The organism is Sphingomonas psychrolutea (genome assembly GCF_014636175.1).
GTDB classification, from domain to species: Bacteria; Pseudomonadota; Alphaproteobacteria; order Sphingomonadales; family Sphingomonadaceae; genus Sphingomonas; species Sphingomonas psychrolutea.
Genome location: NZ_BMDW01000002.1, coordinates 249,030 through 266,938, shown reverse-complemented (window position 1 = coordinate 266,938; position 17,909 = coordinate 249,030). Strand labels below are relative to the sequence as shown.

At 60.8% G+C, this 17,909-nt stretch carries 16 protein-coding genes and 1 pseudogene; 11 read left to right on the top strand and 6 right to left on the bottom strand.

Annotated features, from left to right (window positions below; all coding sequences use genetic code 11):
* The first annotated feature begins 334 nt into the window (after nt 1-334).
* Nucleotides 335-1,618: a DEAD/DEAH box helicase gene (locus IEV62_RS02705; RefSeq protein ID WP_229732778.1), complete on the top strand. Its 1,284-nt coding sequence runs from the start codon at nt 335-337 to the stop codon at nt 1,616-1,618.
* Nucleotides 1,619-2,106: 488 nt separating this feature from the next.
* On the opposite strand, the gene IEV62_RS02700 is transcribed toward IEV62_RS02705, so the two are convergent.
* Nucleotides 2,107-3,360 carry a hypothetical protein gene (locus IEV62_RS02700; RefSeq protein ID WP_188445299.1) on the bottom strand — a complete coding sequence of 418 codons (1,254 nt, stop codon included), beginning with the start codon at nt 3,358-3,360 and terminating at the stop codon, nt 2,107-2,109.
* 788 nt (nt 3,361-4,148) lie between these two features.
* Between IEV62_RS02700 and IEV62_RS02695 the strand changes: the two genes are divergently transcribed.
* The 5 genes and pseudogenes from IEV62_RS02695 to IEV62_RS02680 all read left to right on the top strand — a co-directional run bounded on the left by IEV62_RS02695 (nt 4,149) and on the right by IEV62_RS02680 (nt 6,254).
* Nucleotides 4,149-4,517 (top strand): hypothetical protein, encoded by a 369-nt coding sequence (locus IEV62_RS02695; RefSeq protein ID WP_229732777.1) that lies wholly within the window; start codon nt 4,149-4,151, stop codon nt 4,515-4,517.
* 134 nt (nt 4,518-4,651) lie between these two features.
* Nucleotides 4,652-5,242 (top strand): DedA family protein, encoded by a 591-nt coding sequence (locus tag IEV62_RS02690; protein WP_188445297.1) that lies wholly within the window; start codon nt 4,652-4,654, stop codon nt 5,240-5,242.
* A gap of 49 nt (nt 5,243-5,291) precedes the next feature.
* Nucleotides 5,292-5,435: pseudogene (locus tag IEV62_RS18180) on the top strand (IS3 family transposase); the annotation flags it as partial.
* A 218-nt stretch (nt 5,436-5,653) separates the two neighbouring features.
* Nucleotides 5,654-5,851 (top strand): hypothetical protein, encoded by a 198-nt coding sequence (locus IEV62_RS02685; RefSeq protein WP_188445294.1) that lies wholly within the window; start codon nt 5,654-5,656, stop codon nt 5,849-5,851.
* A 265-nt stretch (nt 5,852-6,116) separates the two neighbouring features.
* Nucleotides 6,117-6,254, top strand: coding sequence for a hypothetical protein (locus tag IEV62_RS02680; RefSeq protein ID WP_188445293.1), 138 nt, complete (start codon nt 6,117-6,119; stop codon nt 6,252-6,254).
* A 64-nt stretch (nt 6,255-6,318) separates the two neighbouring features.
* On the opposite strand, the gene IEV62_RS02675 is transcribed toward IEV62_RS02680, so the two are convergent.
* From IEV62_RS02675 to IEV62_RS02660, 4 genes are all read right to left on the bottom strand, one after another.
* Nucleotides 6,319-6,567 (bottom strand): hypothetical protein, encoded by a 249-nt coding sequence (locus IEV62_RS02675; RefSeq protein WP_188445291.1) that lies wholly within the window; start codon nt 6,565-6,567, stop codon nt 6,319-6,321.
* Between the two features lie 430 nt (nt 6,568-6,997).
* Nucleotides 6,998-7,372 carry a hypothetical protein gene (locus IEV62_RS02670; protein WP_373868533.1) on the bottom strand — a complete coding sequence of 125 codons (375 nt, stop codon included), beginning with the start codon at nt 7,370-7,372 and terminating at the stop codon, nt 6,998-7,000.
* Between the two features lie 112 nt (nt 7,373-7,484).
* Entirely contained in the window at nt 7,485-7,853 is a 369-nt protein-coding gene (locus tag IEV62_RS02665; RefSeq protein WP_229732776.1) for a hypothetical protein, read from the bottom strand.
* A 107-nt stretch (nt 7,854-7,960) separates the two neighbouring features.
* A complete protein-coding gene (locus IEV62_RS02660) occupies nt 7,961-8,503 on the bottom strand; it encodes a TetR/AcrR family transcriptional regulator (protein ID WP_268234224.1) in 543 nt (180 codons plus the stop codon).
* A 247-nt stretch (nt 8,504-8,750) separates the two neighbouring features.
* Between IEV62_RS02660 and IEV62_RS02655 the strand changes: the two genes are divergently transcribed.
* The 5 genes from IEV62_RS02655 to IEV62_RS02635 all read left to right on the top strand — a co-directional run bounded on the left by IEV62_RS02655 (nt 8,751) and on the right by IEV62_RS02635 (nt 17,136).
* Nucleotides 8,751-11,264, top strand: coding sequence for a TonB-dependent receptor (locus tag IEV62_RS02655; RefSeq protein ID WP_188445289.1), 2,514 nt, complete (start codon nt 8,751-8,753; stop codon nt 11,262-11,264).
* A gap of 8 nt (nt 11,265-11,272) precedes the next feature.
* On the top strand, nt 11,273-13,093 hold the full coding sequence (locus IEV62_RS02650) for a flavin-containing monooxygenase (RefSeq protein ID WP_188445287.1): 1,821 nt from the start codon (nt 11,273-11,275) through the stop codon (nt 13,091-13,093).
* Nucleotides 13,090-13,887 (top strand): SDR family oxidoreductase, encoded by a 798-nt coding sequence (locus tag IEV62_RS02645; RefSeq protein ID WP_188445285.1) that lies wholly within the window; start codon nt 13,090-13,092, stop codon nt 13,885-13,887. The genes IEV62_RS02650 and IEV62_RS02645 overlap by 4 nt, the downstream gene beginning before the upstream one ends.
* A 23-nt stretch (nt 13,888-13,910) precedes the next feature.
* Nucleotides 13,911-15,374, top strand: a complete 1,464-nt coding sequence (locus tag IEV62_RS02640; RefSeq protein WP_188445283.1) for an aldehyde dehydrogenase family protein — start codon at nt 13,911-13,913, stop codon at nt 15,372-15,374.
* A gap of 304 nt (nt 15,375-15,678) precedes the next feature.
* Entirely contained in the window at nt 15,679-17,136 is a 1,458-nt protein-coding gene (locus tag IEV62_RS02635) for an MFS transporter (RefSeq protein WP_229732774.1), read from the top strand.
* A gap of 196 nt (nt 17,137-17,332) precedes the next feature.
* Here IEV62_RS02635 and IEV62_RS02630 read toward each other — a convergent pair whose 3' ends face one another.
* Nucleotides 17,333-17,896 carry a DUF4337 domain-containing protein gene (locus IEV62_RS02630; RefSeq protein WP_188445281.1) on the bottom strand — a complete coding sequence of 188 codons (564 nt, stop codon included), beginning with the start codon at nt 17,894-17,896 and terminating at the stop codon, nt 17,333-17,335.
* Nucleotides 17,897-17,909: the final 13 nt, after the last annotated feature.

Sequence of the window (17,909 nt, the reverse complement as noted above, 5' to 3'; positions counted from 1 at the left end):
ACTGCAAATATGTCATGGGAGCGGCGATCGTGGGCGCACTGCCGACCGGCCGCTCCGCGCAGCCCGATCGGCAGCTTCCGTCAGCACCAGAGGTTAACCGAAGCTGATTTGAATGACCGGCTCTGGTCGACATCTTACGGAATAGCCGAGAGGTCGGTACCTCGGCGCGCAAGTTATTGGTTTGCTAGACCAGGCGGGATGAGCCGCCGGGCATATATCGGTACCTCCAGCTTTCCACATTGACGCAGTGCAGCATCACACTCTAACAGCGCGCTCATTGAACGCGCTAAGCCCGATCAGGCGCAGCCTTGCCGAGCGTTGGAGGCGCCTTTCTATGATGAATCTGACGTTCGCCGATCTCTCCTTCGCGCCATTTTTGCTGCAGGCGCTAGCTGAGGAGGGGTATACCCGTCCTACACCGATCCAGGCGCAATCCATCCCGTTCCTGCTGCAGGGCCGCGATATGCTGGGCATGGCGCAGACAGGCACGGGCAAGACGGCGGCCTTCGCGCTGCCGCTGTTGCATCGCCTTGCCGCCGATCCCCGCCCGGCGCCCAAGGGCGGTGCCCGCGTCCTGGTTCTTGCGCCCACGCGCGAACTCGTGTCGCAGATTGCCGCCAGCTTTGAGCGTTTCGGCCGCCATCTGAAGCCCAGCGTGACGACGATCTTTGGCGGCGTAAGTCAGTTCCATCAGGTCAATGCGCTCAAAGCTGGAGTGGACATTATCGTGGCGACGCCGGGTCGCTTACTTGACCTGATCGAGCAGCGCCTTTGCGACTTGTCCGCGCTTGAGGCGCTGGTGCTGGATGAGGCCGATCAGATGCTCGATATGGGCTTTGCCAAGCCGATCGAACGCATTGTCGCCGCGCTGCCCAAGGATCGGCACACCTTGCTGTTTTCGGCAACGATGCCCACATCTATAGCTGCGCTGGCCGACAGTCTTTTGCGCGATCCGGCCAATGTCGAAATCGCCCCGCCATCGACCACCGTGGATCGGATAGAACAGTCCGTGATGTTCCTTGACGCCGCCAACAAGAAGGCGGCGCTCCTGGCGCTTTTGCAAACGCCGGAGATGGGCCAGGCCGTCGTCTTCACGCTGCAAAAGAATATTGCCAACGAGGTCTGCGCCTTCATCAGTGAGGCGGGCATCACGGCCGAGGCCTTGCACGGCAACAAGTCCCAAGGTCAGCGGGAGCGCTCGCTCGACGCCTTCCGCGCCGGTGATGTGCAGGTCCTTGTGGCGACGGATATCGCGGCGCGCGGCATCGATGTCGACACGGTGACGCATGTCTTCAATCACGATCTGCCGAGCCTCCCGGAAAGTTATGTCCACCGGATCGGCCGCACCGGCCGTGCTGGGCGAAGCGGATTTGCGATCACGCTGTGCGACGCCGAGCAGCGCGCCTGGCTCCATGACGTGGAGCGGACAATCGGTCGCACCCTGACAGTGAAGGACGATCATCACTGGCATTGCGAAGTGGCGCGACATTCGACCAAACGCGCGCCTGTGCTGGGCGGCGGCCCGGTCAAGCAGGTCAAACAGCCCAAGGAGCGCGTGCGCAAGGCCTGGACCGAGGAAGAAAAGCTCGCCGCGCGAGAGGCAGCAAGGGCCGCCTGAGCAGACGCTTTTTGGCGGTGAGGAGGGTCCAAGCCGATCGACCTATTTTCGACGAATCAGCGGCATTTTGCGCTGAAATTAGCCAATCCAGAATCGGTGTCCGACGACCTGAACTTTCCGCGCGGAGCCTGTTCACTGCGGGGCGTTTCAATGGCAGCTATCCCGCATCATGTAATCTATGCCCGCCAGCCTGCACTTGGGACCGAAAAAATCAGCCGGTGGATATCTTGGATGAGTCGACTGGCGAATGGCAAGTCATGGGGACAAAGCGGCCGTTTGCGAGCACGAGCGGCTATGGCAGGTTCCGGCTGTACTTGACATTCATTGTACTGAGCCGTTTATTTTCTGCGTGGGAAAAAGTCGCCGCGACCGGGCTGGCATCCGATAAAACGGCGCCTCAAAAAAGCTGCCGCCCTCCACTCGGCATTATTGTCGTTAAGTGAGGTCATCGAGATCATCAAAGAGCGACGCGATCGTTTCGGCATATGCTACCAGTCGTGCGAGGCAATCTGCGCCGAATATTGTTTTCCGATGAGGACAACACGCGACCACCCCCACCAGGGGGCGGCCTGATTTGGCTGCCAGCCTCCGCGCATTGTCAAAATAGTCTGAAATGGCTGGCCGATCAGGTATTCGGCTAGCAGAGCCATGTTGCCGTCATCGAAGTTCCAGCCACTACCATCTAACAATAGAACCGTAGGACTAAAAGCTGCTCGCTCTCTGGCCAATGCTGCTGCGAACTCAATAAGTATCCGCTCTTGCTCGCTACCTGCCAAGCCTCGAAATGTTACACCCGTCGGCCCACCTCTCCGAAGCGTCCAAGTTCTACCACCCGTTGGAACCGGTTCGCCATGATCGTCGTCTTCAAAATCCTCTTCGTGGTAGAACGCGATCAATCTTCCCCATTTTGTGCCATTCCGTTGAATGTCATGGATTAAGCCACGGACCACATCTCGCTCGAAGCCAAGCAACTGCCCAATTAGCTCGTCGTCGTCGTCGTCATCGCTTCGCGGATATAAGGACCATGCTGACTGACGAAAAAAAACAGCGCTACCACGCTTGGGCGCCTCTGAGACAGGCACTCCATTCGCCGCGAACGTGCGTTGCTGGTTATCGAACTTCAGTTCGATCGCTTGTTCTTCTGGAGCAAATATTTTCAGATTTAGAATAGTGAGACCAAGACTGCTGATCCAGCGGTCCTCATGCTTTCCTCCTAGCGAGGTGGAAATCCAGTCACACAAGGCACTCTTTCCGAACGGCGGCCCTTGAAGCAGCGTTGCCTTGCCAAGGGTCAAAGCCTCGTCGCTTTTGAAGAGCCAACTTTGGATAATCTTCAATTCGTGAATCCAGCCGACAGGCGTATGTCTACCATCTTGCTCGCGGCGTAACTGGGCCTCTTGCAACGCTTTCCATCCGAGCAACAGGGCGGCGGGATAACGTTCGCCTTTGTTGTTGTCGATTTCTGTTCCATGAGTGCGGCACGTCCAGATGCCATTCTGAGGAGACTTAATCTGTGTAGGCGTTAAGCCAGCGCGGCCTCGGGGACCGTTCTCTGCGGCGCTGTAGATATGACTCGCTGAACCTGCATTGGATACGTCATCAAATTTTGCTCCGGGACCGATTGTCGGCACTTTGCAGCCCGGAACGACGCATCTGTACGAGGCCCGTTCCGCTATTAGCTTTTTGGTTTTGGGCAAAAATTCGTGTCTGCCTGAGGTCCCTGCCGCCGGTTTCTTCGCCATTCATCGAATCCCCCGATCAAGAATGTAATCCAGCCAAGGACAGGCCGATAACTCTGATCGTTGGGAAGCATAATGACGCCGCTTCGCCGCATCAATGATCGAGAGACGGTATCGGATCGTCCGCACGCGGATTGATCCGTTCGTGACGGACTAATTTCAGCAGCCCAAGGATGTGCCCTGAAGCGCCCGCTCAATGCTGTTCCGAGATCTGGATGGCAACCCGATCAACTTCTTCAGGTTGATCACCAAGGACTGACCGGAAACTGCCCGAGACCTCCGGCGGCTAATGGCCGATTTCGGCGTAAGCCGACATCCCGTTCACCGCATTGAAACAGCGGAAGATGGTCGAAGGCAGTCATGCCACTGCCGGGCGACGAGTGTCCGCTTTGCTAAGCGGCCAGCCTAAAAGTGGATCGAGAACTAACCACCACGTATCGCCGTTGGGATCATCCCCGCCGCGCTGGTGCGCCTGAAAGCTGACCGGCGGGTTTCGGTATGAGAAGCCGACCTGCGGCCACCGCCCAGTTTCGGTCATTCCCATCTTTATTTTCAGAGCCGCATACGCCTGTGCAGGGACCGTCCACAGAATCAGGTCTCGAGCTCTAGAGCGGGTGAGGAACTCCTTTTGGCCCTGAGCGCCGAAGACAGATTGGCAACTGGTAACGGAACATTCTGGTTGCGCTGTGGTTGCGTTGATTCAGAGTATGGAAACCCTGCGTCAGCTTCGGTCATCCAAGCACATAATTTGTTTTTCAATGACGCGCCAGGCGGAGCAAAGGAGCAACATTATGATTAAAGATTTCACCCGGTCGGCTGTTTTGGTTTTAACGGCATTTGCCACTGCTGGCGTTGTCACTCTGCCGGATCCGGCGCTTGCTCAAAGCCGTCATCATTATCGCCATCATCGCGCGTACGACGGCAGTGACCAATATTACCGCAGCAACTCCGACCGTGGCCAGTATGATGATCGTCATTGCGGAAGCGGGAATGGCGCGGTGGGCACGATCGCCGGTGGCGCTGGCGGTGCTGTGCTTGGAAACGTATTGGGTGGCGGAACGCTCGGTACAGTTGCAGGCGGCGTCGGCGGCGCCCTGCTTGGAAGAACGCTGGATAAGAACAACACGCGGGATCGCAACAGAAATCGAAACGGATGCTAATCGAAGAACGGCGCCGCCATTCGTCATAGCAGGGCAGGCGTGTGAAGCGGGCGTTCGACCTCGATCAGGCGGCTCAGTAGGCATGTCAACGTGACAACGGTGGCAACGAACATTGGCATCGGCGGGTCATTGGCGTGAGCATCGAGTCGCTGATCGAACATTACGGGCTGGTAGCGCTGTTGCTCGGAGCTGGTTTAGAGGGCGAAGCCGTCGTAATCACCGGCGGCGTGCTCGCGCATCGCGGCCTCGTGCCGATCGGCGGCGCAATGACCGCGACTGCGGCCGGTTCGTTTCTTGCCGACCAGCTGTTGTTTCTGGCAGGTCGCAGGTTTCGAACGCATCGCTGGGTTGTGGGTCTGCATGCCAAGCCCGCATTCGGCCGCGCGATCATCCTGATCGAACGCTATCCGATCGGGTTCATCTTCGCATTCCGCTTTCTTTACGGCCTGCGCACGATCAGCCCGATCGCAATTGGAACGACCCATGTGCGAATGCGCACCTATCTCCTCGTGAACGCGGCGTCGGCGATCGTCTGGGCAATAACCTTTACCAGCATCGGCTATCTGTTTGGCCACGCGCTCGAGGCGCTGCTCGGCAAGCTGCTCACTCCCACGCACATCGGCATTGCGTTCGTGGTTATTGGCGCGAGCACGCTACTAATATTGGCCATTAGACGGGGGCGGTGCCATCGCATCGCTGGCGGTAAAGGCAAGCGCGCTGCCTAGCGCCGGAATTGCTTGTGCCGCCTAACCGGAGACGACACCGGCAAGGCTCAACCTCAAAGCTGTCGAGTCTGCCACGCTAAGATGGCTCGACTCGTTCAACCATCGCTTAGCGCCAGAGCCGGTCTGCAACATTGCTACCGCAGAAGCCGAGCAACGATACTATGCCATGTTGGACGATGTCTCGATGGCGGCATACCTTAAACCAAAGGGCCTCCGGCGATCCCGGGGCGGTTCCGTCCGGCTCATGTCGTCCAGTCCCGGTCACTCTCACAGGGCTCCACTCGACGTCAGATCAGGTCGCCATCGACTAACACGCAGACCATGAGGGACATTTGACGTCGGCGCTCTAAACGCGTCTTGTCGGTCATCCTGCAATTTGAGACGTTGGCCGCCGCGAGATAGGAGGATAAAATGACGACAAACTCCAGAGTGCGGTTCCTGCCGATCGTCATGATCCCTGCGATACTGCCAGCTGTAGTGATGCCGGCGATGAGAAATTATGTTCCGGCCAATATGCTCGCCGCGGCGATGGGCGTTTCGATTGGATTGGCGATCGTCGGCCTCGCATGGATGATTAGGGGTGGCTGCGGTTGCTCCGACGACATTTAGGTCCAAGCAAGCAAAGCTCCTTGCGTCCAGTTCAGTTCCTGAGGACCGATCGTTTTTTATGGCAGATGCTATAACCCGCTTTCACGCCAAAAGCTGTCAGACCGCTACCGAGCCCGTCGCGACGTTCCCGCAGCGCCATCGCAATCGAAACGGCTGAAAGCCGACCGGATGGTCTCGGAACGGAAAGCTGTCCTCCAACGACCGCCTCTATCGCGGCAGCAACGGACCTTATTATTGCCGCCGCCAGGACGGCACGACTGGCCTCGTGGGGGGCGCTGCGGTCGGCGGGATACTCGGCAATGTGATCGCGCTGAACGGGTCGAAGCTGCTCGGGGCAGGCCGCGGTGCAGCCGTCGGCGCGGCGGTCGATAGCGACAACAATCGCGACATGCGCTGCCATTAAGACGACGAATGCCGCCGGACGGGGGTGCGTCCGGCGGCCCTTCGCTTCGGCCAGGGGAAGTCGTTTAGTTCTTGGGCTTCTCGGCGCTCATCATGCCGCCGCCGTCGCTCATCATCGCGCCCTCGGCCTGCATCGACGATTCGGGATGCGCCTTGATGAAGGCGGCGCACTTCGCGCTCTTTTTGGACTGCGCCTTGCACTTGGCGAGCGTGCTCATCTGAGCCTTGGTAATCATGCTGTCGGCGGCAACCGCCGGGGTCGCCGCGGCGAAGATGAGGGCGAACGCGCCGAGCGTGACGGGAAGCTTGGTCATCGGTAAATCCTAATCACGACGGGCGATTGCACCCGACACAAGCGGATACTGACGCGCCGCCCCACCGGTTACGCACGGGCTAAATCCTGGACGCGACCAGACAACGAGTAGAGCCGGCGCTACGCCGCAGCCTTCCGGAACCGCCGCGTGACGCGCGTCGCCCGCTTTTCACGATCACGCTCAGAAAGCCGCCGGACAGTAATCCACCACCTCTCGCCGTTCCAATCAGGTCGATCGTCGCGGGTCGACTGAAAGCCGACTGGCCGGTTTCGGCACGAAAAGCAGTCCGGCAGGAGCCGCCCAATTTGAGACGGTCGGTGATGGGCATCCTCCCGTTCCAAATCGACCTATGGATCATGTTTCGACTGTTTGCGCGCCATACGTTCAACTGATCTGCCTTAGCTCGCGCGTCGGCCCAAGTACCGGGGCGTCAGGCTTGATAGCGCAACGTGTTCGCAAACCCATCATTCGCCTTCGTCATCTTCGCGATTTTTCGAAGGCAGGCGCGGACGTGTCGGTCAAAGCGACGATCATCATATATGCCAGCGATTTGATACTCTTCCTGGACAATTAACACCTTGATCTGCTCGGCGAACGCCGCCTGGTCATCGGTGCTTCCGGCGGTCTGCAGACTCCGGCAAACCCATTCTTCGGCGGCAGCTTTGTCATAGTCGTCCTGGGCCTCATACCCTCGCTTGTCCGCCACCGCCTGCTCGAGCCTGGCAGCTTTGAGGCGGCTTTCCAGCCATTTGCGAACGAGTTCACGATCCCACGGCTTCGGCGTCTCGCCCATGATGCTTTCCAATCCTGATCCCAACCTGCCCATCGTAAAGCCGACGGCCTGGATTAGGACGTCGGGCGCGCATTACAAACCTGCACGAGGGCGTAGCTCTGGCAAGCTCAAAGGGCCGAGCGCCTCATGGCTTTTTGATCCTCACCGCAGCAAAGTGGTCGCGCGAGAGACGATGTTTATTCACCGTTTGCATCGACCAGGAAAACCGCCGGCTTGCCGCGCGATGCCGGTTCCCTCCGCGATGATAGCGCTGCCCGAATGCCCGGGCCAGCAATTGCTTCATTTTTTGGGAACGGACCTTGGGTAACCCCGTCAACAGGCGCTTCTGCGTGGGGAATTCTCGGAGGGGCTCTAATTGCCGAAATGAGGCCATCATGCCCTTCCAGCCGTCTGCCGTGAAAGGCGGCTCGCGCTTGAGTTGGCGGGTTTCGATTGTCGAAGCCTTGCGGCTGGCAATGCAGGCCGACTCCGTCGACCGATGATCGCCGATCATCAAAACTGCGTCAGAGCCCTTTTTGCGCGCCGATGCACACCTGGCTCGATCAATCGGACCACAGAATCAACCCAAGACGGCGTTCAAGGACCCGCCTGAGCGTCTGTTCACGGTCTGCTTTCGAGGCCATGGAACCCGAAGGCCTCGATCGCGCGCATCAGGCGGTCGGCGGTTAGCCCTTTGACATCGGGCGCCCATTTTGCGAGCCAGATGAGCATACCGAGGAGGAGTTGCACGACGGGACCAGTCTCGCAGGGAACGATGCTGCCATCGTCGATACCCCGGATAAGTATGCCCTCCAGCATGGCGCGCGAGCGCTCAGCCCAGATCGCGATCGTTTCGCGCTGCAGCGGCTCCAGATAGGAGTAGTCTCCGAAATAGAGCTGCGGTCCATTGACGTAGGAATCCTCGACCAGCGCCGCGACGAAGTGTCGTATCTTGGCAATACCGGTACCGTCGAAGGCGTCAGACTCGCGGATCAGGCGCTCGAAGCGCTCGAGCGAGCGGACATGGCATTCGTAGACGAGCGCCTGCTTGTTGGGAAAATAGTAATATAGCGTCGCGTCGCGCAGATCGAGGCTGGCGGCGATGTCACTCATCGTCGCCAGCGCGAAGCTCTTGGCATTGATGATTTCGATCGCTGCGCGAATGATGGCGTCACGCTTTTTTGCGGATTTGCGGCCTCGGGCGCGCGGCCGCGTCTCAAAGAACTCGGGGGTGTCGATCGCCGCATCCTTTCATCGACCAAGGCGCTTTGCGACACCCTCATTGATCAGACGCGTGTTTCCCGCAAGTCTCCTTCAATTATCTAGCTTGTCCTAGGTTTTTGAATATGGAATAGAGAATGGACGGTCGAACCCCAGAAAACGTGGGGAAGCCGCCATCAGGAGAGAGATCATGAAAACCATTCACTTCCTTGGCGCGTCGATCATCGCGCTGATCGCCAGCGGCCCTGCATTCGGGCAGGTCGTCGCAACGCCACCCGTCGCGACTGCCCTGGCTCCGGTGCAAACGGCGCCGGATACTGCGAGTTCGGACGACATCATCGTCACGGCGTCCAAGCGCGAACAGACGCTGCAGGACGTGCCGATTTCGGTCTCGGTCACCAGCGCCCAGACGATCGAACGGGCGCAGATCCGCGATCTGATCGACCTGCAATCGGTCGTGCCATCACTCAAGGTCGCGCAGTTCAACGCGGTCGGCCAGACCAACTTCATCATCCGCGGCTTTGGCAATGGCAACGGCAATTTCGGGATCGAAGGATCGGTCGGTGTGTTCATCGACGGTGTCTACCGTTCGCGTAGCGCTGCCTCGCTCAACGATCTTCCCGAGATCGAGCGCATCGAGGTGCTGCGCGGCCCGCAGTCGACCCTCTTTGGCAAGAACGTGTCGGCCGGCGCGATCAGCATTATCACCAAGCGTCCGCAGTTCGACTTTGGCGGTCGGGTAGACCTGACCGTTGGCAACTATGGCCAAATGATCGCAAAGGCGACGGCTACGGGCCCGCTTTCGCGGACCATCGCCGTACGCCTGTCGGGCGCGATCAACCAGCGCGACGGCTTTTACAATAATGTTGTAACGGGCAAGGATGTGAACAACCGCGACCGCGGATCGTTTCGCGCCGACGTGCTGTGGGCACCAAACGCAGACCTCTCGGTCCGCATCATCGGCGACTATAGTGAAATCACCGAGCGGTGCTGCGGCACAGTGCAACTCCTCAACGGTCCGGCGACGCAATTCATCGCTGCCCCCGCGCCGTTCGGACTTGGCGCCGCGGTCAGCAACCCGGCGACCAAGTTCGATCGCAACGTCGCCTTTACCCAGGATCCGACCAACCGCATCATCGGCAAGGGTGTGTCGGGGCAGATTGACTATGACGCAGGGTTCGCGAAGTTCACGTCGATCTCGGCCTATCGTGATCAGCTCGATAGCGGGGCGCAGGATGTCGACTTCACCGGCGCGGACTTGGCTAACCGTGCGGACCGCACCCGCATCAAGACCTTCACGCAGGAGTTCCGCGTTGCGTCCAACGGTAAGGGCCGATTCAACTGGTTGGTCGGCGGTTTTTACGCCAACGAAAATCTCGACACGCGCAGCACGATCAATTTCGGTAGCCAGATTCGCGCCTATGCAGACGCGCTGAGCGGAGCTTCGGCAAGCTTCCCGGGCCGGTCAAACCTGTTTGCGCTCGAATATCTGCAGAGCCTGGTGAACCCGGCTGTCCGTCCGGGTGCGACCTATTTTGCCGCAGGACAGGCGGTAACGGCACCTTACACTCTCAAGCAGGATTCCTATTCGATCTTCGGTCAGGCCGACTTCAAGGTCACGCCGCGACTGACGTTAACCGGTGGCGTGTCGTATCTGAGCGACCGCAAGGCCTCGACTTCCAACGTCGTGCTGACCGATCCGTTCTCGCGTCTCAACCTGCAGAACGTGCCCGAACTTCCGTTCCTGGGTGTGCCGGCCAACGCCTTCGGCGCGCTGGGTGCGTTGCAGTTCTTCTATGGCAATGCGCCAACCCACGGGCCGGTCAATTATCCCAATGCGACCGAGTCCGGTGTCCTGAAGGGCGACAAGGTCACCTATCTCGGGCGTGCCGCTTACGACTTTGGCTTTCTCAACGCCTATGTCAGCTACTCCACCGGCTGGAAGGCGGGTGCCTATAATTTGTCGACCGATGCGCGGGCGCCTGACGCGAATGGCATTGGCCGTACCGCCGCCCCTGAGAACGTTACGCTCTACGAGGCGGGCCTCAAGGCGGCGTTCCGCGGCGGCTTCTTCAACCTCGCCGTGTTCAAGCAGGACATTAAGGGTTTCCAGTCGAATGCCTATACCGGCACGGGCTACAGCCTCGTCAACGCCGGCAAGGAATCGGTGCGCGGCTTTGAGGCGGACGCCGCCTATAAGCCGATCTCGTGGTTGGCGGTGACCGGAAGCGTCACCTATCTCGATCCGAAATACGACTCGTTCCTGCGCGCTCCGTGCGTCAACTATGACACCGCGCGCTGCCCGCTCAATCCGCTCACCGGCCAGCGACCGCTGTTCCGCGATCTCTCGGGCGATCGCCCCGCGGGTATCTCGAAATGGAGCTTCTCAACCTCGGCGACGCTGTCGCATCACATCACGACCGACATCAGCGGCTTCCTGCGGGGCGAGTATGACTATGCCAGCAAGGTCCAGTTGACCGAGACGACCCCCCCGGCGCTCTCCACTTATGGCCTGAACAACGTGAGTGCGAGCCTGGGGCTGACCAGCGCGGCGGCAAAGATCGATGTGCTGTTCTGGGCTCGGAACCTGACCAAGAACAACACCCTGATCGGCGCCTTCCCGACGGTCGCGCAGGACGGCAGCTATACCGGCTACGTCAACGATCCCCGGACCTATGGCATCACGTTGACCAAGCGTTTTTGAGGAAACACATGTCCGACGATCAGACGAACAAAGCCCCCGCGCTCGACATTGAGGGTCTGCGGGAGCGATATCGGATCGAGCGCGACCGGCGGGTCGCGACCGACCCGGCGGAGCGGCGTTACCGTGACCCCGCCTTGGGGTTCGGCCGCATGCTCGACGACCCGTATGGCACGGCCCCGCCGCGCAACCCGGTTGCGGAGGACGTGGAGGTGTTCGTCGTGGGCGGCGGATTCGGCGGTCTGATGACGGCTGCTCGCCTTGCCGAGAGCGGCGTCCACGACATCCGCATCGCCGAGGCCGGTAGCGACTTCGGCGGGACGTGGTATTGGAACCGCTATCCGGGGGCTGCCTGCGATATCGAATCCTACATCTACTTCCCGCTGCTCGAGGAGACCGGCTATATGCCGGTCGAGCGCTATTCCAAGGCGCCAGAGATCCGCGAGCATTGCGTGCGCATCGCGCAGAAGTTCGACCTCTATCCCAAGGCATTGTTCTCCACCCAGGTGACGTCGCTCGACTGGGACGGCGAGGCCGCGCGGTGGATCATTGTCACCGACCGCGGCGACCGCGTCCGAGCGCGGTTTGTGGTGCTGACCACCGGGCCATTGAACCGACCGAAATTGCCGGAGATCCCCGGCATCGAGACGTTCGCCGGCCATAGCTTCCACACCAGCCGCTGGGACTATGACTATACCCGCGGCAGCGCGACGGAACCCATGGACGGCTTGGCGGGAAAGCGCGTCGGCATCATCGGTACGGGCGCGACCGCGATCCAGTGCGTGCCGCCGCTGGCGCGCGCGGCCGGGCATCTTTCTGTGTTTCAGCGCACGCCGTCTTCGGTCGATGCCCGCGACAACGCCCCGACCGATCCCGCATGGGTCGAAAGCCTAAAGCCCGGCTGGCAACGCGAGCGGATGGAGAATTTCACCGCGCAGTTCACGGCCCAACTGCCGCCGCACGACTCGGTGCATGACGGTTGGACCGTGCTCGCAAGCGCAGTGCGCAAGAAGCTCGGCAACAATCCCGAAGGCCTCGATCCCGGAGCGCTACTCGAACAAGCTGATTTCGAGAAGATGGTCCAGATCCGCGACCGGATCGACGCAATCGTCGCCGACCCAGCCACCGCGGACGCCCTGAAGCCGTGGTTCAGCCTGTATTGCAAGCGGCCATGCTTCCACGACGAATACCTCCAAGTTTTCAATCGCGACAATGTGACCCTGGTCGATACCGCGGGTCGCGGTGTCGAGCGCGTTACGCCGACCGGGCTGGTGGTCGCGGGCCGCGAATATCCGCTCGATTGCCTGATCTATGCCACCGGCTTCGAGGTCGCGGGCAGCTATGCGAAGCGCTCGGGCATGGAGGTCCGCGGCGTCGGCGGGCTATCGCTGACCGAGAAATGGGTGGACGGACTCTCGACCCTCCATGGCATGCACACCCGCGGTTTCCCCAACTGTTTCATCATCAGCCAAGCGCAGTCGGGCATGTCGCCGAACTTTCCGCACATGCTGAGCGAGCAGACTCTGCACCTCGCCCATATCGTCGAACAGTGCGTGAAGCGGGGCGTGGCAACAGTCGAACCGACTGCCGAGGCGGAAGGAGCGTGGGTCGAGACGATCGTCCAATTGGCCGAATCGCGTCGCAAGTTCATCGAGGCGTGCACGCCGGGCTATTACAATAATGAAGGTCGGGCGTCCGATGCCGCTGCGCGGAGCTCGGTGTTCGGCGCGGGGCCTGTCGTCTTCGTAAATTTGCTGCGCGAATGGCGCGAACAAGGGGATCTGGCTGGCATGGAACTCGACGGCGATCACGCGCGGGAGCGGACGGCATGAGCACCGCTGCTGGCCGCAAATCCATCTTCATCACCGGTGCTGCCTCGGGCATGGGGCGCTCGACCGCGTTGCTATTTGCCGAGAAGGGCTGGTTCGTCGGGGCCTACGACGTCAACCGCTCTGGCCTCGACACGTTGCGCGACGAGATCGGCAGCGGCAATGGCATGTTCGAGGTGTTGGACGTCACCGATAGCACGGCATGGACAACGGCGATCGACCTGTTCGCGATCGCGACGGGCGGCAAGCTCGATCTGCTGTTCAACAATGCCGGCATTGGCAATAGCGGCCTGCTCGACGAACAGGCGTGGGACGACGTCATGCGCATCGTCAATATCAACTTCATTGGCGTGATGCTCGGCGTGCGGGCGGGCGTGCCGCTCCTGAAAAACACACCGGGGTCGCTGTGCCTGATCACCTCGTCATCTTCGGCGATCTTCGGCACGGCCGGCATCCCGGTCTATTCGGCGACCAAGCACGCAGTTCGGGGTTTGACCGAGGCGCTGTCGATCGAGTTGAAGCGCTACGGCGTTCGCGCAGCCGATCTTCTCCCCGGTCTGATTGACACGCCTTTGCTGTCGGACGGCCTGCGACAGATGGCTCCAGCCGAGGGGATGTGGCGGCTGGTCAAGCCGCGCGAAGTCGCGGAAACCGTGTGGGAAGCATATGGCGCGGACCGAGTGCATTGGTACATCCCCGAGGAACTCCGCGACTTCCATTTGCAGGTCGTCGCCGAGCCGGAGGTTGTGCGCGAGGAACGCACCGCACTGCTCGCCGCGATGACCGCAGTCGGCTGATCGATCAGGAACGGAAAAGCGCGATGTCGACACTTGAGATACCGGCCATTACAATTTCAGCTGACGCCAGCGACGCGGTGGCGATCGGATCGCTCGAAGCGGCATTTGCCTTGCAACGCGCGGCGTTCGCCAAGGACCGCCGCCCGTCGATCGACCTTCGCCGCGAGCGGCTCGGCGCGCTGATCGGTATGATGCTCGCCAACCGCGACCGCATCTCGGCGGCGATCGCACAGGATTTTGGCGCGCATCCAGTTCCTGCTTCCGATTTGATCGAGGTACTGGGCGTCGTCGGGCGCGCGCAGCACGTGCTCGAAAATCTTGAGGCGTGGATGGCACCGAGCCCGCGGCATACCGATCCGGCGATGCTGGGAACGGCAAAAGCCTATATCGAGTATCAACCCAAGGGCGTCGTCGGGAACATCGTTCCCTGGAACTTCCCGTTCGATCTTTCGGTCGGGCCGATGGTCGACATGCTCGCGGCAGGCAATCGCGTCATCGTCAAACCGTCCGAATACACACCCGCGTGCGCCGAGCTGCTGGCCGAGATGATTGCCGCCACCTTCGATTCGGACCTGGTCACGGTCGCGGTCGGCGGGCTCGACCTCGCCCGCGCCTTCTCGTCCATGCCATGGGATCATCTGCTCTATACAGGTAGCCCCGCGGTCGGTCGGCAGGTGATGCGGGCTGCCGCTGCCAATTTGACGCCCGTGACGCTCGAGCTCGGTGGCAAGTGCCCTGCGATAATGACCCCTGGCTCTGTGACCGAGACGAACGTGGAATCCGTCATTGGGACGAAACTCATCAAGAGCGGGCAGATGTGCGTGTCGGTCGATTACGCCTTGGTGCCGCGCGCGGAGCTTGAGACGTTCGTCACGCACGCACAGAGTTTTATGGCCAGGGCCGCGCCGAACTATTCGCGCGGCGACGAGTGCACGGGGATGATTTCGCCGCGACATCTCCAGCGCATCGAGGACATGCTGGCCGAGGCATTGGATCGGCAATGCCGGATCGTGACGCTGGAAGACGATGGTCAAGTCGATCGTGAAACCCGACGCATGCCGATGTCGCTGGTCATCGATCCGTCCCACGACCTGCGGATTATGCAGGAAGAGATTTTTGGGCCGATTCTACCGGTCGTTCCGTATGACGACCTCGATCTCGCACTGGATGCCATCAACGCAGGCGAGCGTCCGCTCGGGCTCTACGTGTTCGGTGCCGATGCGGCGCTCACCGATCACGTGCTGGATTCGACGCACTCCGGCGGCGCGGCCGTCAACACGTGCGCGATCCAGAGCGCGCTGCCATCGATGGGATTTGGCGGCTCGGGTATGAGTGGTATGGGACGCCACCACGGCATCGAGGGGTTTCGGGAGTTCTCGAACCCGCGCGGGGTGGTCGTGCGCGGCGAGGCGGATCTGATCGACGTTTTCTACGCCCCCTATGCCAAGGCGGCGGGGCTTGTGCAGGCCGTCCTGTCCGGCGCGTGAGCTGATGACCGGCAAAGCGGGCACTTCGACATCGGCACAGATGCAGCGCGCGGTCTTTTCCGGGTGAATATGCGTGGACATTGGACCCCGGCTACGGGGAGTTCGCTGATCGCATTTTTCGATGCGCGCAATGTGTCCAACCCGTCGCAAGGGATCGCGGCCGCCTCGCTCCGAGGCATCCTGTGACTTTGGGATCGAGCGCACTTCTCAAGCGCAGGGTCGAGCGAATTGCAGTCCCCAACCAGCGATGGTTTGCCGACGAGGCTGACACGCTCGCCCGGCTGCTATCCGACAAGCACGGAGAGTGACCATCGCCACCGTTCAGAACGCGAAACTCGGCAGGGCCGCATGGTGCTGGGCGCTGTTCCAGGGTGGTCGCGATCCCTACATCATCCTGGTCACGATCTACGTGTTCGTGCCGTATCTGGTCACCAGCATCATCGCCGATCCGGTGCATGGGCAGGAGCTGGTCGCGAGCGGCGCGAAATATGCGGGTTGGATCGTCGCGCTGACCGCACCGTTACTCGGTGCCGTGGTCGACCGGATGGGACCTCGCAAGCCATGGCTGATTGCCACCGTCGCGCTCATGCTCCCATTGATGCTCGCACTTTGGTGGGCCAAGCCGGGCGGCACCGGGCTTTCGGTCGGCATTATCATCGCGATCCTTGCGGCGCTCGGCGGATTGTTCGCTTATACCCAGATCTTGCACAACGCGCTGCTGCTGCCAGCAGCCGGGGCGCGGCACGCAGGCGCGGCTTCGGGACTGGCGCTTGCATTCGGCAACTTCGTTTCGGTTGGAATGCTGGCGTTCGTGCTATGGGGGTTCGCGCTCCCCGGCAAGGTCGCGTGGAGCTTTGTGCCGACCGCGCCGCTGTTCGAGTTGGATGTCGCGAGCCACCAGCAGGACCGCATCGTGCCTGTACTTGCCGCGCTCGCGCTGGCACTCGGAACCCTTCCGTTGCTGGCGTTCGTGCCGGATGTCGCCCGCACCGGCGTTCGCTTCGCTGCCGCAATCCGGCTGGCGCTGGCCGATCTGAAATCGCTGGTGCTCGAAGCACGGGGGCACCGCGATGGGCTCGTTTATCTCGGCGCGACGCTGCTGTTCACCGATGGGCTGACCGGAATCCTGATCTTCAGCGGCGTCTATGCCGCGGGCGTGATGGGATGGCAGTCGCTAGAACTCCTCGCTTACGGCATGATCCTGTGCGTGTTCGCGGTCGGCGGTGGGTTGCTGGCCGGCTGGCTTGATGGGCGGATCGGACCAAAACGCGCGCTAACGTTCGAAATCTGCGGCGTCGTCATCTCGCAGCTGCTGTCGCTCGGCAATACCAAGGCGCTGCTATTTTATCAGCCGTACGATACAATCACGCAAGCGACGATCTGGAGCGGCCCGATGTTCCGCACCGCCCCCGAACTTGGACTGATCGCATGTGGTATGCTCGGTGCCGTCACCGTCACTGCGGCATACGCCTCAAGCCGGACGATGCTCACGCGTGTCGTGCCTGCGCACAAGGTTGGAGTTTTCTTTGGACTGTTCGTCATCGCAGGATCCGCAACCATGTGGCTGGGGCCGCTTCTGGTCCAGCTCGCGACGGCCGCGACCGGTTCGCAACGTGCTGGATTGCTGCCGATTTCTGGTCTCTTAGTCACCGGGTTGATGGTTCTGCAATTGGTGCGCGGTGAGAACAAAAATTGCGTTGATGCCGGGTTGGTGAATATCAAGCGATGGGGTTTGAGACGCGGCAGCCCGTTGGAACCCTGATAAGCTGTTCGACTTTGCCCTCAAAGCAGGGCGAACCCCAAGAAGATCAAATTGCTGATGAGAGGACGCTCGACCCACCCGGACGATCGTGATCGTCTGGGCTAAAAGTGGTGGGACCGGCAATATTGCTGTTATGCGGGACGAACCATGTCGACACTCGTCGATACTGTCACGCTGCGCCGAATTTCCCCGCCGGTCACAACCAGGCGATGATGCTGAGCAAAACCCCAACCGCCGCTGACCCACCCGCGCCCCACAGCAACCAGCGGCGTTTGGTAAGAGCGGTAATCGACGCCAGCGCAATCGCAACCTGGATGAAGGTCATGGCGATCGCGAGCTTGGTGTGAGGTGACAAGGCACGCCGAGACTCGGCGTCGGCGTCCTCGGATTTACGGTCATAGGCTTCTGCCTTGGTACGCAAGGCTCGAGCACGGTCCGCGTACTTTTTCGCGTAGGCAGCGCCTGCGTTTGCGGACGCCGGGGCCAACGTAGCGATCGCCTCCGAGAGATGGCGCTTGATATCCTCCGCTTGGTAATAGGCCCAGCTGTCAGATGCCCGCGCCTTCATCAGCACCGCTTCATTCTTGTAATAAAGCGCGTCGTTCTGGGTGTGCCCGCCAAGAAAGCTGACGATCGCGCCGAGCGTGGCGAGCACGGCCGAAAAAAGCGCGATCCTTTGGCTCAGCGGTTCGTGATGGCGCGCATGCTCTTCGACAGCCTCCTCATGGGCGCCGCGAATATCGTAATCGTCCTCAGGCATGCCGCTGTCCTAT